The 23670-nt window shown below is 38.6% G+C and carries 20 protein-coding genes, 1 pseudogene and 1 riboswitch; of the genes and pseudogenes, 14 read left to right on the top strand and 7 right to left on the bottom strand.

The window, feature by feature from the left end:
- The first annotated feature begins 19 nt into the window (after positions 1 to 19).
- The 3 genes from MN204_RS07845 (at position 20) to MN204_RS07835 (ending at position 2854) form a co-directional block, all read left to right on the top strand.
- Positions 20 to 751 carry a glucose 1-dehydrogenase gene (locus MN204_RS07845; protein ID WP_249870547.1) on the top strand — a complete coding sequence of 244 codons (732 nt, stop codon included), beginning with the start codon at positions 20 to 22 and terminating at the stop codon, positions 749 to 751.
- A 45-nt stretch (positions 752 to 796) separates the two neighbouring features.
- Positions 797 to 1570 carry an SDR family NAD(P)-dependent oxidoreductase gene (locus MN204_RS07840; protein ID WP_249870546.1) on the top strand — a complete coding sequence of 258 codons (774 nt, stop codon included), beginning with the start codon at positions 797 to 799 and terminating at the stop codon, positions 1568 to 1570.
- A gap of 441 nt (positions 1571 to 2011) precedes the next feature.
- Entirely contained in the window at positions 2012 to 2854 is an 843-nt protein-coding gene (locus tag MN204_RS07835; protein WP_249870545.1) for an aldo/keto reductase, read from the top strand.
- A gap of 804 nt (positions 2855 to 3658) precedes the next feature.
- Here MN204_RS07835 and MN204_RS07830 read toward each other — a convergent pair.
- Positions 3659 to 3883 (bottom strand): hypothetical protein, encoded by a 225-nt coding sequence (locus MN204_RS07830; protein WP_249870544.1) that lies wholly within the window; start codon positions 3881 to 3883, stop codon positions 3659 to 3661.
- 463 nt (positions 3884 to 4346) lie between these two features.
- On the opposite strand from MN204_RS07830, the gene MN204_RS21470 reads away from it, so the two are divergent.
- Positions 4347 to 4427, top strand: a complete 81-nt coding sequence (locus tag MN204_RS21470) for a putative holin-like toxin (protein ID WP_368858654.1) — start codon at positions 4347 to 4349, stop codon at positions 4425 to 4427.
- 292 nt (positions 4428 to 4719) lie between these two features.
- Here MN204_RS21470 and MN204_RS07825 read toward each other — a convergent pair whose 3' ends face one another.
- From MN204_RS07825 to proC, 3 genes are all read right to left on the bottom strand, one after another.
- Entirely contained in the window at positions 4720 to 5979 is a 1260-nt protein-coding gene (locus tag MN204_RS07825) for a glutamate-5-semialdehyde dehydrogenase (RefSeq protein WP_306798620.1), read from the bottom strand.
- Positions 5980 to 6000: 21 nt separating this feature from the next.
- Positions 6001 to 7134 (bottom strand): glutamate 5-kinase, encoded by a 1134-nt coding sequence (gene proB / locus MN204_RS07820; protein WP_438804693.1) that lies wholly within the window; start codon positions 7132 to 7134, stop codon positions 6001 to 6003.
- 98 nt (positions 7135 to 7232) lie between these two features.
- Positions 7233 to 8060: a pyrroline-5-carboxylate reductase gene (gene proC / locus MN204_RS07815; RefSeq protein ID WP_249870542.1), complete on the bottom strand. Its 828-nt coding sequence runs from the start codon at positions 8058 to 8060 to the stop codon at positions 7233 to 7235.
- Between the two features lie 631 nt (positions 8061 to 8691).
- Positions 8692 to 8794: riboswitch (purine riboswitch) on the top strand.
- A gap of 152 nt (positions 8795 to 8946) precedes the next feature.
- Here proC and MN204_RS07810 point away from each other — a divergent pair.
- The 3 genes and pseudogenes from MN204_RS07810 to MN204_RS07800 form a co-directional block, all read left to right on the top strand.
- A pseudogene (locus MN204_RS07810) lies at positions 8947 to 9080 on the top strand (nucleoside hydrolase); the annotation flags it as partial.
- 241 nt (positions 9081 to 9321) lie between these two features.
- Positions 9322 to 10845 (top strand): AbgT family transporter, encoded by a 1524-nt coding sequence (locus tag MN204_RS07805; protein ID WP_249870541.1) that lies wholly within the window; start codon positions 9322 to 9324, stop codon positions 10843 to 10845.
- 112 nt (positions 10846 to 10957) lie between these two features.
- Complete coding sequence (locus tag MN204_RS07800; protein ID WP_249870540.1) at positions 10958 to 12124, top strand: amidohydrolase; 1167 nt, start codon at positions 10958 to 10960, stop codon at positions 12122 to 12124.
- A 260-nt stretch (positions 12125 to 12384) separates the two neighbouring features.
- Here MN204_RS07800 and MN204_RS07795 read toward each other — a convergent pair whose 3' ends face one another.
- Entirely contained in the window at positions 12385 to 13476 is a 1092-nt protein-coding gene (locus MN204_RS07795; protein WP_249870539.1) for a carbohydrate kinase, read from the bottom strand.
- 520 nt (positions 13477 to 13996) lie between these two features.
- On the opposite strand from MN204_RS07795, the gene MN204_RS07790 reads away from it, so the two are divergent.
- The 7 genes from MN204_RS07790 to MN204_RS07760 all read left to right on the top strand — a co-directional run bounded on the left by MN204_RS07790 (position 13997) and on the right by MN204_RS07760 (position 21662).
- On the top strand, positions 13997 to 14899 hold the full coding sequence (locus MN204_RS07790; RefSeq protein ID WP_249870538.1) for an EamA family transporter: 903 nt from the start codon (positions 13997 to 13999) through the stop codon (positions 14897 to 14899).
- Between the two features lie 223 nt (positions 14900 to 15122).
- Positions 15123 to 16235: a carbohydrate kinase family protein gene (locus MN204_RS07785; protein WP_249870537.1), complete on the top strand. Its 1113-nt coding sequence runs from the start codon at positions 15123 to 15125 to the stop codon at positions 16233 to 16235.
- Positions 16219 to 17136: a pseudouridine-5'-phosphate glycosidase gene (locus MN204_RS07780; RefSeq protein ID WP_249870536.1), complete on the top strand. Its 918-nt coding sequence runs from the start codon at positions 16219 to 16221 to the stop codon at positions 17134 to 17136. Before MN204_RS07785 ends, MN204_RS07780 begins: the two co-directional genes overlap by 17 nt.
- A gap of 205 nt (positions 17137 to 17341) precedes the next feature.
- Positions 17342 to 18565, top strand: coding sequence for a NupC/NupG family nucleoside CNT transporter (locus MN204_RS07775; RefSeq protein ID WP_249870535.1), 1224 nt, complete (start codon positions 17342 to 17344; stop codon positions 18563 to 18565).
- Positions 18566 to 18705: 140 nt separating this feature from the next.
- Entirely contained in the window at positions 18706 to 19638 is a 933-nt protein-coding gene (locus tag MN204_RS07770; RefSeq protein ID WP_249870534.1) for a nucleoside hydrolase, read from the top strand.
- A 70-nt stretch (positions 19639 to 19708) separates the two neighbouring features.
- Positions 19709 to 20590 carry a ribokinase gene (gene rbsK, locus MN204_RS07765; RefSeq protein ID WP_249870533.1) on the top strand — a complete coding sequence of 294 codons (882 nt, stop codon included), beginning with the start codon at positions 19709 to 19711 and terminating at the stop codon, positions 20588 to 20590.
- Positions 20591 to 20660: 70 nt separating this feature from the next.
- Positions 20661 to 21662, top strand: coding sequence for a nucleoside hydrolase (locus MN204_RS07760; protein WP_249870532.1), 1002 nt, complete (start codon positions 20661 to 20663; stop codon positions 21660 to 21662).
- Positions 21663 to 21813: 151 nt separating this feature from the next.
- On the opposite strand, the gene MN204_RS07755 is transcribed toward MN204_RS07760, so the two are convergent.
- Together MN204_RS07755 and MN204_RS07750 are read right to left on the bottom strand one after the other, a co-directional pair.
- Positions 21814 to 23007 (bottom strand): Acg family FMN-binding oxidoreductase, encoded by a 1194-nt coding sequence (locus MN204_RS07755; RefSeq protein ID WP_249870531.1) that lies wholly within the window; start codon positions 23005 to 23007, stop codon positions 21814 to 21816.
- Positions 23008 to 23021: 14 nt separating this feature from the next.
- A complete protein-coding gene (locus tag MN204_RS07750; RefSeq protein ID WP_249870530.1) occupies positions 23022 to 23606 on the bottom strand; it encodes a TetR/AcrR family transcriptional regulator in 585 nt (194 codons plus the stop codon).
- Positions 23607 to 23670: the final 64 nt, after the last annotated feature.

Genomic DNA, 23670 nt, shown 5'->3' with positions numbered 1-23670 from the left:
ATAAAAAAGGAGGAGTTATATGAGCAGAGTAGAAGATAAGGTAGTTGTTGTTACAGGCGGAGCAAGGGGAATGGGAGCTAGTCATGTGAAAAGACTGATTGCAGAAGGTGCGAAGGTTGTTGTCACAGACATATTAGAAGAGGATGGAAAGAAACTAGAAACTGAGATTGGCAAAAACATATTATTCATCAAGCATGACGTATCAGACGCATCTGACTGGGAAAATGTAATCAAAAAGACGGAAGAAACGTTTGGTCCGATTAATGTTTTAGTGAACAACGCGGGTATTGATATCCCAGAAATTAATCTTGAAGATTACCCCGAGGAAAAATATCGGAAAGTGATTGATGTAAATCAAGTGTCGGTATTTCTAGGTATGAAACATGTCGTGCCGTCCATGAAAAAAGCAGGGGGAGGATCGATCGTAAATATCTCCTCACTTGCAGGAATTGTTGGAGCGAATAAAAAAATTGCTTATACTGCCTCTAAATTTGCAGTAAGAGGTATGACAAAAGCGGCAGCCCTTGAACTGGGTGAATTCGGGATCCGTGTCAATTCCGTCCATCCCGGTTTTATCCGGACCCCTATGACGGAAGCCCTTATTAATGATGAATTGGTTAATATGTTCCCACTCAAAAAGGCTGGAGAACCTGAGGAAGTTACCAATCTAGTATTATTTCTCGCTTCAGATGAGTCAAGTTATTCGACGGGATCGGAATTTGTTATTGATGGTGGATTAGGCGCGCAATAATAGGTTGATATGAAGTAAAGATATGATAGAATAGGAGTATTTTAAATGAGTAGACTAGAAGGAAAAGTAGCTATTATTACAGGTGCTGCAAGTGGAATGGGATTAGCTGGTGCTAGGTTGTTTGCACAAGAAAGAGCAAATGTCGTTGCAACAGACGTTGTTGCTGATGTATTGGATGAGAGAGTGAAGGAAATTGTTACAAATGGTGGGGATGCGATTGCATATCATCTCGATGTATCACAGCCAGAATCGTGGAATGAAGTAGTTGAAAAAACGCTTGAAAAATATGGAAAAATTGATGTTCTCGTTAATAATGCTGGCATTCACATGGCGAAAGGGATTTTAGAAGCTGAATTAGATGATTGGAATAAAGTGATGGCAATCAACTCCACTGGTGTATGGTTAGGAATGAAAACAGTTATTCCTCATATGCAACAAAATGGTGGAGGTTCTATTGTGAATACGTCTTCCATTGCTGCTATCGTTGGAGGAGTTGCGGATGCCGGGGGTGCAGCATATAGTGCATCAAAAGGCGCCGTCCGTGCATTAACGAAACATGCAGCACAATGGTTTGGGAAAGATAATATCCGTGTGAACTCGGTGCATCCAGGGGCAATCTTTACTGGGATGGTTGAGAAAGCAGGAATCCCTTCCCGGGAAGAGATGGGTGCTCATTACGAAGGAAAAGCGGCTTTAGAACCGTATGCGGGTGAAGCACAGGATATTGCCAATGCGTATTTGTATTTAGCATCTGATGAATCGAAATATGTAACAGGATTAGAATTAGTTGTTGATGGTGGATGGACTACGAATTCGTAGGGGAATAAGAATCTAGTGAAAATGATTTTGAAATGATCGGGTAAAAATATAACGATTAAAAGTACCATAGCCATTTCGCTGTGGTACTTTTAATGCTGCATGATATACCCAAGAAGGAACAAGGAGTTAGAATCCAGCAAGTGGTTATTGAAGAAATAAAAGTTGTGACGGTGGAGAACTATCTATAAGCAATTTTTTTTGATTAACAGTAGGGTGAAAGTGTTAAGAGAGATGTTTTTTATTCCATTTCATTATAGATACTTTGTTTAGTAAAATGAACGTTGCCAAATAATTAATGCGCTATAATAACTATGATATAATAGTAAGTAGTCAGAATTCATTAATAGTAATGATTTAAACTATTTTCTGAAGCCTTGGCAATTGTAGATTAACATTTAAATCATGCAATCTGCTTTTTCCACAATGAAAGGAGAGATTTACATGAATAAATCAATCCCTGAGATCACACTTCATGATGGATTGACATTGCCGGTTATCGGTTTAGGTACATATAATCTAAATGGAAATGCAGGTGCCAGCGCTATTAATCATGCGATCGACATCGGTTACCGACTAATTGATAGTGCTTATAATTATGAAAATGAAGGAACAGTTGGTGAAGCACTAAGACGAAGTTCGATTCCAAGGGAAGAACTAAGAATTACATCGAAATTACCAGGTCGTTATCAAACGTACGATAAAGCTGTGACTACGATTCAGGAATCGTTATATCGTGCTAATCTGGATTATTACGATTTATACCTTATTCATTGGCCAAACCCTATACAGGATGACTATGTGGAGGCTTGGCAAGCATTGATTGATGCAAAAAAATGGGGCCTTATTCGTTCGATTGGTGTTTGTAATTTCTTGCCGAAACATTTGGAGCGCTTAGAAAAGGAAACGGCTGTGAAGCCAAGTATAAACCAAATCGAATTACACCCATTTTTCAATCAGGAAGCGCAAAGAAAATGGCATGAAGCGAATAATATCCAAACCCAATCATGGAGTCCATTAGCTCGGGTAAAAAATGTTTTGGAAAATGAAACACTTAGAAACATTGCCAATCATTATAACAAGACGGTTTCTCAAGTGATTTTGCGCTGGCATTACCAACTAGGGTCAATCTCAATCCCTAAATCCGCATCACCGGAACGACAACGTGAAAATATATCCATTTTTGATTTTTCATTAAATGAAACGGAAATGAGCGAGATTGCTAAATTAACTCGCCCTGATGGCAGGCAGAAAGATCAGGATCCAGCTACATATGAGGAATTTTAATAATTCAGATAGAAGTTATATCAAAATGTCAGCTCTCAGTGAATGGGAGCTGACGTTTTATTTGATGCCTAGTTGTTATTAACTACATACAACTTAAGGTTATGGGCTAGTCCTTTAACTTGTTAATTTGTTAATATGTACAGAGGTCGAATAAAAAAATGCTCGTGATGATTTTTTCTTATTAATTTAGCAGCAATAATTAAAATAAATTTCAGGTAATAATTTATTTTTATCTGAAAATGGCACGAGCTGCTTGAAACAAAAGATTATCAAATAGGTGGTTAGATTATTCATGTAATCCAGTGACAACAGAAATGGTACATTTATGCAGGCTACCAGATGTGGAACATAAAGACAGAGAAGATATTGATTTATTTTAAGAATATGAAGCGGGAGAATTTCTAATCTTTGTGGAGAAATCTAGAAGTCAGTCACCGAAGAAATAGGCGAAGTATGAATTATTTCATGTTTTAATTATAGAATGTCATTAAACATGTCCTTGGCTACACTGTAATCTCGTTTATCCATAATGCCTAACCTTTTTAAAATAATTCCATTTTCCATGGAAAAAACTTTGTTAGGTAATACCCACTGTTCCTTATAGAGTAAACCTACAGAAGTTGATTCATACAGCAGATGTTCATAACGAACCGTGTTACTTCTTTTTTCTTGGCTAGTAATTGCTAAACATATAACTATCCATCTTCTTTGAAATGATTTTCATTGCTAATAATAACTGCTGGTCGTTTTTTAAACCCTGTTCTGCTATTGAAAGGAAAAGGAACTAAAACAATATCTCGACTTTTATAAGTCATTGTAGGCGTCGTCCTTTTTGTTATCCCAAGTTTCTTTAAGAGACTCATTAATTATTCCGTTATAGATATCATATTCTTCCTCTGATAATAACTTTTCAACCTTTTCTTTGATACGCTTAACTTTGTCAACGTAGGTTTGTTTTTCTTCCTTGGATAACGATTTAATCAGATTATCGAAATCATTAAAGACATCTTCTTTTTTTAGTGCATTCATAAATGGGCCCTCACAAGTGATATTTTCTTTAGTATACCATTTCAAAAATCATTTATAAACTCCCTGTAGGTCGTTTTAATCTGAAGTCAGTCACTAATTTAAATTGAGATGAGATGCCGATATAAAAGTATTAATTCACTTTTAACGCTTTCCTTAAATCCTGCTTGTTGAACTGCTTCACATACTTGGATATTTGGTTTTGACCAGTAAGATTATTGATTTCAACCATAGTATATGTTCTCGTTAATGCACCTGTTTTTTCAATATATACGTAATAGTTATTGGAATAAGTCACTAAGCCTTCATTTGCAGGGAGAGTTTATTTGATAACTGTATGATTTAAAAATGGGAAAATATGTTCTGTCTAAAATAAATGAACAATGTTAAAATGAAGCTTGTACAATAAGGCTTTCATGGGTGGTGGCTCACTCCCTTCTTTTATAATGAAAGGGGGTGATGCCTAATGACGGTATATGAATCGCTTGTTCTAATGATTTCATTTGGAACGCTAATCGTTGCATTGCTGTCAAGCCATAAAAAATAACCACCCTGTGAGCCTGACAAGCAATTAGGGTGGTCATTTTCGTAACTCTATTGTGAGTCGCCCCCTTGAAGGGCTATTGTATGTGACCGTTAGTGTATCCGCACTAGCGGTCTCTTTAAATTTTATGCAATTAATCTACATTTATTATACCCTATATTCCTTTAAAATCAAAACAGTATTTTTTCTCTGGAGGATATCACTGCTACGGAAGATGAATTCACTCTACCATCTAAACTCAAAAATAAACCTAAAGATAAAAAAGCAACTTCCTTGTCTTTATCCTAATATCTTCCTACCTAACCTGCCCATTCCCATTCATCAAATACTTAACAGTCGTTAAAGCAGGCAATCCCATCGGTCCACGTGCATGCAGTTTTTGGGTAGAGATTCCAATCTCTGCACCGAAGCCGAGGGCACCTCCGTCGGTAAAACGGGTAGAAGCATTGTGGTATAATGCTGCCGCATCAACAAGCTTCATAAAGGTGGCAGCAGTTTCTGCATTTTCCGTGATAATTGCTTCGGAGTGTTTCGTACCATATGCATCAATGTGTTCGATTGCTTCTTCCACATTGGTAACGATTTTGACTGCAATGTCTGTGCTTAGATATTCATTGGCCCAGTCGTCCTCACCGGCAGGGACAGCATCTGGAATAACTGCTGTAGCTGTTTCATCACCATGGACGGCGATGTTATTTTCCTTGAATGATTGAATCAAGGCATCTTTGTTTGCATCGAACCAGTCTTTATGAATAATTACCGTTTCAGCAGCGTTACAGACAGCTGGACGGTCTGTTTTGGCGTTGATAAGAATCGGCAGTGCTTTTTCAACATCAGCTTCAGCGTCAATGTAGACGTGGCAATTTCCTACACCGGTTTCCAAAACAGGAACAGTAGCATTGTTGACGACCGCCTGGATCAGTGAAGCTCCACCGCGGGGGATTAGCACATCGATATGCTGTTTCATGGTGAAGAGCTGTTGTGTAGCTTCCCGGTCGGTGCTAGCAATAAATTGGACTACTTCTTTTGGGATTTTTGTCTGTTCCAAACCACGGTGGATGACTTCAACGATTCTTTTGTTTGAATGAATCGCTGAGGATCCGCCCTTTAGTACAATGGCGTTTCCTGATTTCAATGCAAGTCCAGTAGCATCCACAGTAACATTTGGACGTGCTTCGTAAATCATACCGATGACTCCAAGCGGGACGGTAATCTTTTGAACATTCAATCCGTTGTCCAGTGTCCAGTCAGAGGTGATGATTCCTGTTGGGTCATCAAGCTGCGAAACATCACGTAACCCTTGAGTAAAATCTTCTACACGCTTTTTTGTAAGTGTTAGGCGATCCATATAAGCATCATCGTAGCCATTCTTTCGTCCATTTTCCAAATCTTCCTCGTTGGCTTTTAAAATAGTTTCGTATTCGGCATCCAGTACATCTGCCAGTTTGCGCAGTGCTTCATTCTTTTCTTTCGATGTCAGTAACGATAAAGTTTTAGCTGCTTTTTTGGCTTGAATGGCCTGCTCTTCGACGTTCACTTTGTTTATGGTTGTCATCCAATTCCTCCTATAAAAGATTTATACATGTGCGGGCACGGCAATATCCAACATACAAACGAGCTGTTCGCTTTCAATCGCAGGATCCGTGTAGTTTTCCAGGTTGATATCTGTATTGCTGATCAATTGGTCGAGTGCTTTGGAAGAGTAATTTACGACGCCAAGGCCAATTTCTTCTCCGGTTACATCAAAAATCTTGACGACGGCACCTTCTCTGAAGCGCCCTTTCACACTGTGGACTGCTGAAGTTTCCAGGCTCATTTCATTTTTAATGATTGCTTCGGAAGCGGCATGATGGATCGTGACTTCGCCTTCAGGACCTGAATTAAACGCAATCCATTGCTTTTTCCGATTTAAATTTTGTATGTCATCCTGTGGCTCGAAATAAGTGCCGACAGCATTTTTATAAACAGCGTCGTAGATAATGCTGTCCGTACTTGATTTTCCTAAAAAGGAAGGAATGCCGGATGCCATGGCAATTTTAACGGCCTCGATTTTTGATTTCATGCCACCTGTTCCGACAGCACTGCCCGAATCTCCAGCAGCTGCTTCGATTTCAGGGGTAATTTCACTTACTTCAGTTAAAAGCGTTGCATCTTCGTTTTTACGTGGATCACTATCAAATAGTCCATCAATATCAGATAGAATGATTAATTGATCCGCCTCGACAAGTCCAGCCACTTTTGCGGAAAGTGTGTCATTGTCCCCAAACCTTAAGGAATCCATGGCAATCGTATCATTCTCATTTACGATTGGAATAATGCCACGATCAAGCAATACATTTATCGTGTTTCGTGCATTGTTATAGCGATTCTCATCGGAGAAATCACTGCGTGTGATCAATATTTGCGAAGCTACATATCCGTGGGAAATAAAGAGGTCTGAATAGGTTTCTATAAGGAGACCTTGCCCAATGGATGCTGCAGCTTGTTTTTCTGCCAAAGAATCCGGACGGGTTAGACAGCCAAGCTTACGATAACCGGCTGCCACAGCTCCAGAGGAAACGAGCAGCACGTTATGGCCATCTTCCTTGATTCGTACTACTTCATCAACCAGTTTTTCCAGTTTTCGATGACTTACTTCGCCGTTCATACTTGTTAGGGAACTGCTTCCTATTTTAATTACAATACGTTTCTTGTCTGATCCAGATGTCACAACGTCACTCCTATATAGTGGTAGAATTAGTATTTTTATCATTTGTTTTGGTAGAAAGGGCGATGGGAAAAGGAACCATTCCTTTCCTATTTTCCTGCCTATATTTTAACTGGCTCTTTGCTTAATTCTTTAGAGCGGGATGCAGCACTTTTGATTGCTTCTTCAATCGCCAATCCTCCGCCGAACTTATTTAATGCATCCAACCCAGCTGCTGTTGTGCCATTTGGAGAAGTGATATTTTTTCGAAGCTCTGCCGGAGTTTCTTCCCGTTCAAGCATCATCTTTGCAGCACCATAAAGTGTTTGTGCTCCAATTTCGCGTACAAGCTTCCGTTCGAATCCTGCTTCATGGCCAACTTCTTCAATATGTTCCATTAAGTTGTAAAAATAAGCTGGCCCACTTCCTGCGATTCCAGTATAAACATCCATCATTTCTTCATCGATAATATATGCTTCCCCGATGCATTTCATCAGTTCCTTCACGAGAAATACTTGATCCATTGCGACATATTTTCCAGGAGAAACCGCTGTTGCTGATTCCTGTATCATGCTGGAAGTGTTCGGCATCACCCTTATTAGTTGCTGGTTATCGTTTAAGTTGTCTTCCATATAAGAAGTAGAAATACCAGCCAGCACCGAGATGAGTAATTGGTCCGCGCTTATTTTGTGACGCAAATCTTCCAATACGCCATCTATATCTTTCGGTTTCATTGCTAAAATAAAGATATCTATTGATTTATAGTCCAACTTGTCTTTTGTTATTGCTTTGATTCCGTACTTGTTTTTTAATTCGTTCAAACGCTCTTGGTTACTGCGGTTTGTAACGATGATTTGCTCAGCATCCAATTTTCCTGATTGTACAAAACCTGAAATGATTGCTTCCGCCATATTACCTGCACCTAAAAATGCGATTTGTTTGTTATTCAAATTAACAACGCTCCTATTTCCGTTTTTTCTTAAGCCGTATACTAGCGTAACATGCTCAAATTTAACTTCAAGGGATTAACAACAAGTCGGGTGCATATCGCTCAAATAGTTAAGGTAAGCGGTAACATTTGGAGTTAAGTTCGTCTTATCGTGGCTGAAGAGCTTTAATCGTGTTTTAACGGTGGATATGAGGATTGGAAACGTTGGGTTTTGCTGTTTGCTGGAGTGGGAAAGTGAATTCAAAGGTAGAGGTGGAGTATGGATTCGAGTTTTTTGGTTATATCATGTGGCGGCAGCCATACACGATTATAGCAATTCTTCATATGCTGTTATTTTAATCCTTTTTCCCATTAGTTAAGGAGAGCTGTCCATTTTATTTATCTCTCTTGTTAGAAAAAACATGAGGACGGTTATTTTGCTTCAATTTAGAAGCTGATGAGCCGTTTTTGTTCGCGGATAGAAAACGAAAGGAAATAGGGGAGGTGAACATCCGAATATTGGAAAATAAGTATTAATATGACAGAAAAATCGATTCTTATGTATTTAAAAAACCGAACGTTATTCTATTTTTTTGCATCCATTGTTCACATTATATTGATTATCTTATATAAATTTGCTATATTATTTTAGTAATATTATAACTATCATCCCTCGTATAACCTCAGTAATATGGTCTGAGAGTATCTACCTGGTTCCCATAATAGAACTAGACTACGAGTTAAAGTATTTGGTTACCCGGCTTTTTAGTCGATACCATTAATGATTTAGCAGTTGCTTTATTATATTACTTTGACTTCGTAGGTCCGGAAATGTAGAAGGAATTCTATTTCTGGACCTTTTTCTTTTGGTCAAAATGGAAGGTATAGCAAACAGTAAGGAGGCAAAGATAATGAAAAACGTTTATATAAATCATGATGGAGGGGTAGATGATCTAATCTCTCTATTCCTGTAATTGCAAATGGAAAATGTCCATTTGTTAGTGTCGGCGTTATCCCTGCAGATTGTTATTTACAACGAGCAAATTTCCCAACGAAAATAATATAGTGGAGAGCCCACACCTAACTCGGGAGAGCATCTCACCCAAACGGGAGAGCATCCCGCTCAAACGGGAGAGCCCACCCCCAAAACGGGAGAGCACCCAGCTCAAACGGGAGAGCCCCACTGCAACTTAACCAATTAAGGCAAGTAAATAAACGGATTCTATATTCAAACAAACGAACGTATTTTTGCTATAAAACAACTAGATGGGTGGACGAAGCATTTGGAAACGAAAAAGAAGCAGAGTTTTGTAGATCGATTTTTAAATAAAGTTGAAATTATCGGGAATAAATTACCTGATCCAATTGTAATTTTTATCATTCTAATGGGAATTATTCTTGTAGCGTCCTTTATTGCCTCCTTATTCAATGTAAAAGCGACCAACCCTGGGACAGGTGAAGTGGTCGAGGCGGTAAACCTGCTTTCCGGTGAGGGCTTAATTCTGATTTTAACGGAAAGCATTAATAATTTTAGTGCATTCCCACCGTTAGGCATGGTACTTGTCGTGATGCTGGGTATTGGCATTGCAGAGAAAACAGGTTATTTTGCGACTGTGATGAAACGAGTTATTGAAGTGGCACCACGCAAGCTGATCATACCAACGATGATCTTGGTTGCTATCATCGGAAATGTTGCTGGTGACGCAGCCCCTGTAATCCTCCCGCCACTTGCTGCGATAGTTATGATGCGGCTCGGCTACCATCCTTTTGCCGGACTTGTAATGGCATACGCTGCATCACTAGGGGCTTTCTCAGCTAACTTCATCATCGGGATGACAGATGCGTTAGCACTTGGTTTTACGGAACCTGCTGCTCAACTTATCGATGAGAGCTACACAGGAAATATTGCGATGAACTATTACTTTATTGCAGTTTCGGCAGTATTGTTATTGATTGTAACTTATCTTATTACGACAAAAGTAACGATACCACGTTTAGGTGCGTATCATGGCGAGAAAATTTCCGAGGAAGGCGTCAGTGAGACAGAGAAAAGTGCACTGCGTTGGGCTAATGTTTCATTGCTGATTACTGCTGGAATTATTATGGCACTTGTCATTCCTGAAAATGGTATACTAAGAAATCCGGAGACAGGATCGATTATGAATGATTCACCGTTCATGATTTCAGTTGTTTTCCTTATTACCATTTTATTCTTCGTTCCAGGTTTGGTATATGGCATGAGGGCAAAAGTGATTAAGAGCTCAAGGGACTTTGGAAATGTGTTAAGTGAATCGATGGCAACAATGGGAAGCTACATTGTTCTCGTGTTTTTCGCAGCACAGATGCTTGCGTATTTCTCATGGAGTAATTTAGGTCCGATTATTGCGATAAAAGGGGCAGAATTTCTTCAAGAGATGAACTTCACTGGAATTCCGCTCATTCTAAGCTTTGTCATTATTGCTGGTTTTATTAACTTACTAATTGGAAGTGCCTCTGCAAAATGGGCTATCCTCGCACCAGTATTTGTTCCGCTATTTATGCTTTTAGGATATGATCCGGCTTTTACACAAATGATATTCCGGATAGGGGATTCCATTACGAACCCAATTACACCGATGCTTCCATATTTGCCACTATTATTGGCATTTGCGAAAAAATATGACAAAAATGTTGGTTTGGGTACGTTGCTATCCAATTTACTACCGTACTCCATTATTTATTTCATCGTATGGTCCTTATTCCTCGTCCTTTGGTATTTAATTGGTTTACCAGTCGGTCCTGGAGGTCCTATTTTCTTAGAACAGTAAATGCAATCCGAATAACATAATGGCTCTCTATCGGCCACTGAGAGTGATCTGGCGTCTCGGACTGCTTTGTCAGCCGATGATATGAATAAATAGTAAATGAGGAGAGATACGAATGAATTTGAACAAACAGATTGAAGTAGTATTACCAGATGTGATTCAGTGGAGAAGAACGATGCACCAACATCCAGAGGTTTCTTTCCAGGAGTATTGGACAAGCCAATATATTGAAGACCAGCTTCGACAAATGGATAATATCGAATTATCTCGTCCAACGAAAACAAGTGTACTTGGAATTATTAAAGGAAAAAAACCGGGAAAGAAAATCGGATTGCGAGCGGATATTGATGCATTACCCATTCAAGAAGAACGGGACGACCTTGATTTTGCCTCAGTCAAAGATGGTGTCATGCATGCTTGTGGGCATGATGGACATGCGGCCATGCTTCTTGGAGCGGCACGTGTACTATCGCAAAACGTGGAGGCGATAAGTGGAGAAGTTTATCTGATTTTCCAACATGCGGAGGAAGTGCCACCTGGTGGTGCGCAGGAAATGGTTGCGACTGGGCTATTTAATGACCTTGATTTCGTCTATGGTCAGCATTTATTCACACCGATTCCTACTGGTAAAATTGGCATTACAAAAGGACCGATCACATCAAATTCGGATACGTTCGATCTCCTGATTAAGGGGAGTGGTGGACATGGTTCTCAGCCAGAAAGTGCCGTTGACCCAATTATTATCGGTACGCAGATCATCAACCAATTTCAAACCATTGTCTCGAGAATGACCTCTCCACTTGATTCGGTCGTTATTTCAACGACACAGTTTCACGCTGGCAGTGCAACAAATATTATCCCTGATACGGCTACATTACAGGGAAGTATACGGACGGTCCAACAAGAAACACGTGAATTGGTGAAAGAAAAAATGGAAAAGGCAATTGCATCCGTTTGTGATTTTTATGGTGCTGATTATAAATTTAACTTCCAATATGGCTATGATGCAGTTATCAATAATGAAGAAAAAACAGATTCTGTTATCGATATTGCAACCAAATTATTCGGTGATCGTGTATTCAATTATCCATTGACAATGGGTGGTGAGGATTTCGGTGCATTCTCCAAGGTAATACCAGGAACATTCATTTTCATCGGAGCAAGAAATGAGGAAAAATCCTATGATTATCCACATCATCACCCTAAATTCGCCATCGATGAAGATAGCTTAATCGACGGAGTCAACATGATGGTTCACGTAGCATTAGAAATGGGAAAATAAAAGAGGAAGCATGGGGACGGTTCTCATGCTTCTTTTTTGGCAAGTAAGAAAGTATAAACTTTCTTACTTGCATAAGTGCAACTAAGGCTGTCACCGAAAGGCTTGGTGACAACCAAGTTTTCTAAATGTAGAGGAAGCAAAAGAACCGTCTCTGTGCTTCTAACGGGAGAGCCCCGCGCCCAAACGGGAGAGTCCCGCGCCCAAACGGGAGAGCCCCGCGCCCAAACGGGAGAGCCCCGCGCCCAAACGGGAGAACCCCGCTACAACTGTTCCTCCACCAAAGTATAAATTTTTTCAGGTCTTAGTTCTGTCGACACGGAACGCTCTGTTTGCTGCGTTAGGGAGTAACCAGCAAGTCCTAATTGGCATGCACGTGATAAGGAGTCCCCGTTCATGATTCCAAATATCGCACATGATGCAAATGCATCATCGGCACCTGTTTCATCAACAATATCGGTTTCTAAAGGAGGAAAATGGCCGGATTCCTCTTGTGAAGCATAGTAGACCCCGTAATTATGCATCATAATAATCACTTTGTTAACTCCTCGCTTCTGCAGTTTTTCACAGGCCATTTTAAACGATTCCGGCGAATCAATCGTAGAACCAATCATCATCTGTGCTTCTTCTTGATTAAGGATTAACACTTCCACCCCGTCGAGATTAGCGGGAAGTCTTTTCGCTTTCGTTGATGATACTGGGTTAATGTACAAGGGAATATTTTCATCCTTACATCGTTTGATTATAAAATGAATACAATCCTCAGGAATATTTGTATCCAAAAAGATAGCTTGTGATGCGACAATGTAAGACCACTTTTCCTCAATCATTTCAATCGTAATATTATCGTATATATTCATATCTGCCATGGAAACAACCATTTCCCCATTGACATCCAGCAAAGCAGTATATGTCCCTGTCCGTTTCGTTTCCAAAATCCAAACCTGACTGACATCAACCCCCTGCTTTTTTGTTTCCCCTAATAGCCATTGCCCTTCCCGGTCATTACCGACACAAGTCATGAGAGTGGTATGATGACCAAGCCTGCTTAGATTTTCTGCAAAGTTCCGTGCAACTCCACCGCATACTTCCGTTATTTTGACTGGATTTGACGAATGTAATTGTACTTTCTGATCAGAACTTGCTTTCCGGTCCGTATTCGCGCCGCCAATACAGACAATCGAGGATTCCTCTTTCAGAACATATGCACGACCTTTAATTTCCCCTAGTCTAGTTAGATTCGCAATATAATTGGCAACTGCTGGCCGAGATAAACCAACCTTTGCAGCCAACTCCTGCTGCGAAATAAAGGGGTTTAATTTTATATGGTTTAAAATCTGATTCTCTTTATTCATGGAAACTCCCCCATTTCTACTTGAGCATCATTTTAACGTATAAAGTAATCTAGTAATTTATCCAGTTTGCCATCGGACGTTAGTTATCTTTTGCACCATTAGCATTTAAAAAGTTTTAACTGCTTATTTTGAAAGATAACAAAGTATAAAATTTTGGCAGCAATTAATTCTTACACATAAACAGCCACGTCCAGCTCCAGCGCCCAGGGACTAGCGAGACTTCCTTCGCCTCCGTACGATAAGTCAACATCGACTCTCTCCGTCCGTCGTGTTTCCTTTATCTCCTACGCCTCAGTCCAGTCCGTACGTCCCTTACCGGGCGCTTGCGCTTTTGTTCTTTCTATCGTAATTAATAATTGACAAAAAGTCCAATCTAGCATTATATTAAAAGCTATTTATTTTTTGGTGCAAAACAAATCTAACGATAAGAGATTGCACCTTGAAATTTATAAGTAAACTTTATTCCGTCGGGTTCCAAGCTGTCCCTATGGAAAAATAATATATTCGGAGGAATTAAGTAATGAAAACACCCTGGATTTACTCATTGTTAGTTATTATTGCGGCCAGTAGTTATGGTATCGTATCAACGATTATTAAACTGGCAATGGAAGACGGTTTTACCGCATCAGAAGCGGTCACAAGTATGTTTATGATCGGTTTTTTCCTGGCCTTCATTATTTTTGTTTTGACAAATCGGGAAAAAATAAATTTTAACGGAATGAAAATTCTAGTTCTTGCTGGTTTTTTAACCGCATTAACGAATATTCTATATGGCCGCTCACTTATTTATTTACCTGCTTCTTTAGCTGTTGTTCTACTATTTCAATTTACCTGGGTTGGCATGCTGATTTCCTCTGTCGCCAAAAGGCAACTACCAAGCAGAATTGAATTTATTTCATTAATTGTGTTATTTGCAGGAACGATTCCGGCAGCAGGTCTGATCGATGCTGATTTAAGTCAAACTCCTCTTCAAGGCTGGTTATGGGGATTCGCTGCAGCGGTCAGCTTCTCCTTCTTTATTTATATGAATGGCAAAGAAATTAAAGGGATGAAAACATCAAACCGGTTGCTGATTGTTGCCTTTTTTGCTTCTATTACAACGGCAATCTTACAGTCCCCGCAAATTATTTGGAACGGGACGTTATTTGGTGAGGGACTTTGGGTTTATGGATTGGCTTTGGGATTATTTGGGATGATTGTTCCTGTTTTCCTATTTTCGATTGCAATTCCCAGAGTCGGATCTGGAAAGTCCTCGATCCTCAGTGCCTTTGAACTGCCAATTGCCGTGACAGCTTCAGTTATAATGCTTGGGGAATCTATAACGTTCCTGCAAGTTGTGGGGATTGTCGTTATTCTTATTGGTATTGGACTACCAGCAATGAAATACAATGAAAAGTTAGTCACTATAAAGGAATATAGGTAGTTTACGTAAGAATAAAAGCGCAAGAACTAAAGCACACTATCGTTATCGTTTACTAAACTAAGCTGAAAAATTTCCCATATTGAAGGAAAGATTTTTTTAACAAAAAAATCATGTAAAAATAAAAAGTTCTACTTCTATTTTCCGGGTTGACACTTTTTATGTGAAAGCGTATACTAAAACTAAAGTTTAGCAAATAAACTATTGTTTATTACCGTGAAAGTAGGTGAGAAAAATAACTTATGACACTAGCTATAATAGTGATTTAACGACTGGTAATCCATCATCCAATTCACAGAAAGAAAACATAGTGGATCTGGAAACATCTAAATCTTCAAATGCTAAAACAGATAAAGCAAATGTGGAAAAGAGTTTTGCAGTAAATAAAAATCAAAAGCAACCGGTTATTTGTATCGGTGGAGCTAACATTGATAGAAAGCTTTATGTGAAACAAGCTATTAGTTCTGGGACATCCAATCCGGTAACCTCCTCGAAAACAATTGGGGGAGTTGCAAGAAATATAGCTGAAAACTTAGGCAGACTTGGTGAATACGTTACGTTATTCTCCGTAGCCGGGAATGATATCGATTGGAAAGAAATTGATGCTGTTTCATCACCATATATGAATTTAGAACATGTTACGCAATTGGAGCATGCAGCAACTGGCTCTTATACGGCGGTATTGGATCAACATGGTGATATGAAAATTGCCTTAGCGGATATGGACATTTTTGAAGAAATAACTCCAGAATTGTTAAAGGGAAAAATCAATATGTTAAGACAAGCAAAATGCATCATCATAGATTTGAATTGCCCTGGAGATACTGTTGATTTTCTCAGCAAATTCACAATGGAATATAATATTCCACTCGTTGTGATCCCGGTTTCCTCTCCAAAAATGGACAGGCTTCCGAGTTCATTAGACTCGGTAAGTTGGCTTATTGTAAATAAAGATGAAACCGAAACATTTTTAAATACTAAAATTAAGAATATCGATGATTGGAAACAATCTGTAAAGGGCTGGCTAGAATTAGGGGTTAAGAATGTCATTGTTACAAATGGAGCAGAAGGTGTTATTCTCGGGAATGAAAATGGGGACATCCGTTATTATCCTGCTATTCATACACCCGAAGTAGTTGATGTGACAGGTGCTGGCGATGCATTTTGTTCCGCTGTCATCCATTCCTGGTTACAGAAGAGAACGATTCATTATATTATTCATTCTGGATTAGTGAATTCGCATAAAACGATAACCTCAAAACATACCGTTAGACAAGAATTATCAGCAGAACAATTAAAAATTGATATGGAGGAAATATTAAATGAAAAATTATCTTGAATTATCAAAAGAAGTACAGGAAGCAAAAGAAGCAGGGAAAGCAATTGTCGCATTAGAATCAACGATTATTTCTCATGGTATGCCATATCCGCAAAATGTAAAAATGGCTCGTGAAGTGGAACAAATTGTCCGTGATAATGGAGCGGTACCTGCAACAATCGCAATTATCGATGGAAAAATTAAAATCGGTTTAACAGATGATGAATTGGAAATGTTCGGTAATAGCTCTGGTATTGCTAAAGTGTCTAGACGTGATCTGCCCCAAATCATCGCAACAAAGCAATTAGGAGCTACAACTGTTGCAACAACAATGATTTGCGCTGAGATGGCAGGAATTGAAACGTTTGTAACAGGTGGGATAGGCGGGGTTCACCGTGGTGCCGAAACAACAATGGATATCTCAGCAGACTTAGAAGAATTATCACAAACAAATGTAGCTGTTATTTGTGCAGGTGCAAAGTCAATCCTGGATATTGGTCTTACATTGGAATATCTTGAAACAAAAGGAGTTCCTGTAATCGGATATGAAACGGAAGTTCTTCCAGCATTCTATACAAGAAAAAGTGAATTCAAATTAGGTTTCTCTACTGATTCTGTCGATACAATCGCAGATACAATGAAGGCGAAATGGGATTTAGAGCTTGATGGCGGGCTTGTAATTGCGAATCCGATTCCTGAAGAATATGCGATGGATGAAGCGTATATTAACGGAATCATTAATCAGGCAATCAAAGAAGCAGAAGAAAATAATATTGTCGGTAAAGACGCAACCCCATTTTTACTTGGAAAAGTTAAAGAGCTAACAGATGGCAAAAGCCTTGATGTTAATATCGAATTGGTCAAACACAACGCTAAGGTTGGTAGCTTGATTGCGGTAAGTTTTAATAATAAAAAGAAATAATGATCAGGAAAAAAGCAACCTCTATATACTACGCAACAAAATGATAGAGGTTGCTTTTAAAATCAAATTATAAACTGGTGTATATTATTTGCAGGCCCGGCATGTTTTCATGAAGAATGAATTCAGGTTTGATTGTATGGAGATAGAATAGTAGAATATTGAAATTCCTGTAACCGATTACAATAAGGGAAGGTGTGAAAAATAAATGAATATTTTATGGGGAATTATTGGTATCTTAACTGTTTTAGGTCTTGCATATCTTCTAAGCACTGACCGAAAACAAATATATATGCGCACCATTTTTGGGGCATTAGCAATCCAACTTATATTCGCGTTTTTAACTTTAAAATCATCAACGGGACGAGCTGTTTTGGGATGGGTCACTGATGCTGTACAGGGGATTATTGGTTACGCAAATGAAGGTATATCCTTTGTATTTGGATCTCTAGTAGGAGGCGATGGCTTTGTTTTTGCCTTTGAAGTATTGACTATCATTATTTTCTTTTCATCTTTAATTTCGATCCTTTACTATCTAGGAATTATGCAATGGGTTATTAACATTATAGGAGGAGCATTATCGAAATTATTACGAACAACAAAAACAGAATCCTTGTCTGCAGCAGCTAACATCTTTGTTGGCCATACGGAAGCACCATTGGTAGTAAAACCATTCATTAATAAAATGCATCAATCAGAACTTTTTGCCATTATGGTAGGAGGTATGGGATCTGTTTCAGGTTCAGTTCTTGTTGGATATTCACTATTAGGTATACCACTTGAATATTTATTAGCAGCAAGTTTTATGGCTGCACCATCAAGTTTATTAATAGCAAAAATAGTTATGCCCCTTCCAAAAGAAATTAGAGAAAGTATCGGCGGTAACGAAGATAATATTAAAGTTGAAAATAATGAGAAGGCAGCTAACGTAATTGATGCTGCTGCAAGTGGTGCGAGTACAGGCATGAAGATGGCATTAGAGATTGCTGGTACACTATTAGCATTTGTTGCTTTAATCGCTTTAATTAATGGTGTTTTTGGTATAGTAGGTAATTTTGTTGGAATTGAAAATTTAACAATGGAACGTATTTTAGGTACTATTCTTTCACCTCTCGCTTTTCTTATAGGTATTCCATGGGATGAAGCTGTAACTGCAGCGCAATTTATTGGTCAAAAAATAGTAGTCAATGAATTTGTGGCATTTGCTGGAATGGGTGCGATAGTTGAGACAATGTCCGCTAAAACGGTTATGGTTTTAAGTTTTGCACTAGCTGGATTTGCTAACCTTGGATCCATCGCTATTCAAATTGGTGCGTTAGGATCACTTGCACCAGATAGAAGAAAAGATGTATCAAAATTAGGAATGAGAGCAATGCTTGCTGGTACACTTGCTTCCTTATTAAACGCTGCTATTGCAGGTATGTTTATTTAACTTCATTTAGTTTCGTTATTCAGCAGGTAGGATAAACTTACCTACCTGCATACGTGCAATTAAGGCTGTCACCATAAGGCTTGGTGACAACTAAGTTTATTGATAAATAGGAAAAATCATAACATGAGGAGGTTTTTATAATGGAAAGAAAAGTTATATTAGACTGTGATCCTGGACATGATGATGCAATCGCAATTATACTAGCAGCTTCTAAAATCAGCAATTTGAAAATAGAAGCGATTACAACTGTTGCAGGAAATGTAGAAGTTGAAAAGAATACGTTGAACGCTTTGAAGGTTTGTGACATTATCGGTTTAGAAGATGTTCCTGTAGCACAAGGTGCAGAAAGACCTTTAGTAAAAGAAAGAGAAATTGCTGAGGAAATTCATGGTGAAACTGGTTTAGATGGTCCTGTTTTACCTAAAAATCCAACTAAACAAGTAATCGACAAACATGGTGTGGATGTCATTATCGAAAAGCTACTAAACTCGGATAATGATATTACTTTAGTTCCTACAGGTCCCCTTACAAACATAGCATTAGCGATGATTAAAGAACCTAGAATTGTTCCAAAAATTAAAGAAATTGTCTTAATGGGTGGAGGTACGTTTGGTAATTGGACCCCTGCGGCAGAATTTAATATTTATGTTGACGCAGAGGCAGCAAAAGTTGTTTTTGATAGTGGGGTTCCAATTGCAATGTTTGGATTGGATGTGACTCACCAAGCCATTGCAACAGATGATATCGTAAAAGAACTGTCTGAAATAGAGAATCCTATAGCTGATTTTGTTATTGATCTCTTAGAATTTTTCTCTAAAACATATAAAGAAGTTTTTGGTTTTGCGGGACCACCAATCCATGATGCATGTACCGTTGCATATTTAATCGATCCTTCTATTTTCGAATTAAACCATGTACGTGTTGATATTGAAACAAAAGGTGAATTTTCATATGGGATGACAGTTGTAGATACCCTGGCGACAACTGGCAGGGATCCGAATGTTCATTTTGCATATCAATTAGATTCGGATAAGTTTTGGGATTTGATGAAAAGGGCTTTGAAATCTTATTAAGAGACGGAGATTTCGACTGGGAATTCTCAACAAAATAGGTATAACAAAAAATGTGTAAGGAGGGAGCCTGGTGAGCAATCCTACGATTACAGTAATCGGAAGTATTAACGTGGATATGGTAACAACCACCGATGTTTTGCCTAATCAAGGTGAAACGTTGGTAGGCAGGGAATTTCATATAAAACCTGGAGGAAAGGGTGCGAACCAAGCAATAGCTGCAGCACGATTAGGAGCAAATGTAAACATGATTGGTAGAGTAGGCCAAGATAAAAATGGTACAGATATGCTCCAAGTGCTGAAGGATGAAAATGTCTCTACTAGCATGGTAAAAACTGTTGCTAATGTTAATACAGGTATTGCGAATATTTTGCTTTCCAATCGTGATAACCGAATCATCATCGTTCCAGGTGCAAATGATGAAGTAACCCCACATTTTCTGAAGCAATTCAAAAAGGAAATTATTCAAAGTGATCTTGTATTGATACAATTTGAAATTCCTCTTGAGACAATACTGTATTGCCTTGATCTTTGTTACGAAAATAATATACCAATTGTGGTAAATCCTGCACCAGCAAAAGAACTTCCTTATGATTATTGGCTTAAAGCAACTTACATTACTCCAAACGAAACAGAGGCAGAGCAATTATTCAAAGGCAGAGAGAAAGAATCGGCCCTGAATAATAAATTGATTATAACAAAAGGAGAAAATGGTGTTTCTTATTATAAGAATGATGAACTTGTAAACACTCCAGCATATTCGGTTACTCCTGTCGATACAACTGGTGCAGGGGATACGTTTAATGGTGCCTTATGTGTGGCTCTCTCTGAACATAAGAGTCTATCCGCCGCAATTCATTTTGCAAATGCGGCAGCAGCTCTATCCATTCAAAAATTTGGTGCGCAGGGTGGAATGCCGACAAGGTCAGAGGTGGATTCTCTTTTAACAGAATAATTCTCTTTGTATAAGGTATTCGTTTTGCATGGCAACAACTTGTTTGATTTTACCTGAGGGAAGTGAAAACATGGAAAAAAGAAAGGTTATCATTGACACAGATCCTGGCATTGATGATACGTATGCAATAGTTGCAGCTTTATCTTATAAGGGTTTTGATGTATTAGGAATCACAGTAGTTGCTGGAAACGTAGGTTTGGATAACTGTGTCGTTAATGCTCTAGGAGTTGTTAATTTAATGAATGCTGACTGTTTCGTTTATCCTGGAGCACAAACTTCATTAAATCAGTTGGATAACTTTGAGACCTATGATTTAAAGACTTCGGTTCATGGAGAAGGTGGACTTGGAAGTGTTACACTCACTCCTGATTTTTCGAAACGGTCAGAAACCCATGCTGTAGATTTCATATTGGAAACAGTAAAAGAGAACCCTGGAGAAGTCGAAATTATTACTTTAGGTCCACTAACTAATATTGCATTAGCGATCCGAAAAGATAAAGAAACGATGAAAAAGGTTAAGAAGATCTGGTCTATGGGTGGGGGTGTCCGATTTGGAAACCGTACACCTGTAGCCGAATTTAACTATTGGGCAGACCCTGAAGCTGCTAAAGAGACCTACGCGTTAGGTGAAGATATTGAAATCAATATGATAGGATTGGATGTTACACAACAAACTCGCTTTACTTTAGATGATTTGTTCTTTTTGCAAACAGAGTGTGGGGAATTGGGTGCGCTTTTAAGTGAAATGTCAAATCATTATACGAAAATCTATTGGGATTCTCTTCGGATTACCGGGGTTGTCGTTCATGATTTAGTTGCGGTAATGCTTGCAATTGACCCGAGTCTAAGCAATGAAGATGATATCTTTAATAGAGTCAATTTAAGTATTGAACATGAAGGAATGTGCAGAGGACAGACAGTGGTTCAATTATCTCCTAATGGTATGTACGAGGATGCTGGTCCCAAAAATGCAAATGTGTATATGGGAATTGACAATACAGCTTTTAGGAAAGCCTTTATTAAACTGTGCTTCCCAAAAGCTTATCCCATGTATATCAAATATATTTTATAGAAGAAGCATGGGGACGGTTCTCATGCTTCTTTTTTTGGTCGGTATGATTGTATAAAATTACCATTAACAGCATAAGTGCAATTATGGCTATCACAGTTTGGCGACAACCAAGTTTTGTAAATAAGGAAGCAAAAGAACCGTCCCCGTGCTTCTAAAAAGTTACTTGATCTACGGAACGTCTTGGGCTTGGTAGTGTGTCTTTTAAAGCGTAACCCAATCGGAATAAAAACAATCCCTGCCATGATGAATCACCAGTAATCTTTTTCAGTTCCATTCCGAACTTTTCTTTCGTTCCTAAATATTTTTCGCGGTCACTCATTTCATTCGGCTGGTTTAATGGGTGCATCCCAATATTTTGTGTCGATCCATATAAATGTATTCTTTGCCATGCTCTGCCTGCAAGCATTCTTTCTAGATTATCCGATGCATCTCTTACAGAAATCAATCCATAAGCTCCTGCTGTTGCGGTATGTCTTTCACGGGTTGACTTTAACCAAAATTGATTATTTTGATCGTCTGACAAAGGCTGAAGTATTTTTCCCATTGCTCTTGTCCAAATGGATTCACCTTGTGCATCAAGTGTAATGCCATCCCGTGATTCTTGAAGATCATCCCAATTTTCTTTAAACCACATATTACTAGATGTGCTCATATCATAATCCTGGATTATTGCTGCAGTCGCATTGACGATTAGATCTCCAATAAGCTTTTTCTCCTCTTCGGTTTTAAACCAAGTAAGTTTAACTTTTTCTTTCTCTTCAATAACATTATCTATATGTTGGAAAATCTCAGCTGGAATGGGACGTTCGATATCATATGCACCTCGGTCAGTATGGCGAATGGAGATAGCTTTGTAAAGAGCCGATTCTTTCTTACTTCCTTGCTCGAGTGTAATACGTGCAACATAATTTGGATCTGATGCGTGTGGGAAATAATTTATCGTTGGATTGTATTCATTATATGCAGCTGATAACATAAGATTCTCAATAGCACAGCCTAGGCCCATAAACATTTCTCTTCGGAACGGGTCCATAGCCCCGAGGTTTCGAGCCTCATCTGCAAAGAGTTCGATTTGTGTATCGGTCACTTTAAATAGCCATGGCTGACTATTATGTGGATTAGCGGCTAAAATAGCATCAGCTACCAATGCAAGGGGACCGTCGTATTCATTCTTGCTAATATCCCATGGCTCATATGCAGGACCAGAGGAGGAGCTGAACACACCTTGATCAAGAGCTCTGAATGCTATACTACCTGAAGTTAAAATAAAAATCGTTATTCCAGTTTTCTTTATAAATGTTCTCCTAGTCATCCCCTGTTTGGCAGCCTTATTATTTGCTTCCATTTCTCTCCTCCTAGTTAAATAGCTAAGTATGGTTTAAATACAGTTAAGATTAGTTGAACTCCTCTTTCCACTTGCTCGTCTGTAATTTCCTGACCATCTGATTCTAAAAAGGATAACCAGTAATTACTAATCAGCCAGCTTATTGTTAATAAAGAATCTATATCAGAAGGGCTCCTTAGATTACGGATAACCCCGGAGTTAATAAGGTTTTCTATTAGTTTTTTCTGTTCTTCTATTCTCTGCTTCTCTATCTCTTGGTGACGTTGTTGAAGCTGTTCGTCAATTCGCATAAGTGCAATTAACTCACGATAGAAAAATCGATATTTCCACTCTAGATGAAAGCTTTGTCTAATAATCGTTTGTAAACCATCTAGTATATCCCCGTTACTAGGAGCGACCCATATATGATCCCAATCAGAAATCATGCACTCCAGAATTTCGCGAATAATTTCCTCTTTATTTTTAAAATAGTAGTATAAATTTCCAATACTAACACCAGATTCTTCTGCAATGTGGTTCGTCGATACTGAACTTGTTCCGTAAGTATTAAAAAGCAGGACTGCCGAATCGACTATCTCTTCTTTTGTGTTTTTTTTCAATTTTATTCCTCCAAATAATTAGAGTAATTACTCAATTTCATTTATAGAGTAATTACTCTAATTT

The organism is Oceanobacillus saliphilus (assembly GCF_023522835.1).
GTDB classification, from domain to species: domain Bacteria; phylum Bacillota; class Bacilli; order Bacillales; family Amphibacillaceae; genus Oceanobacillus; species Oceanobacillus saliphilus.
This window is presented reverse-complemented; position numbering and strand designations above follow the sequence as displayed.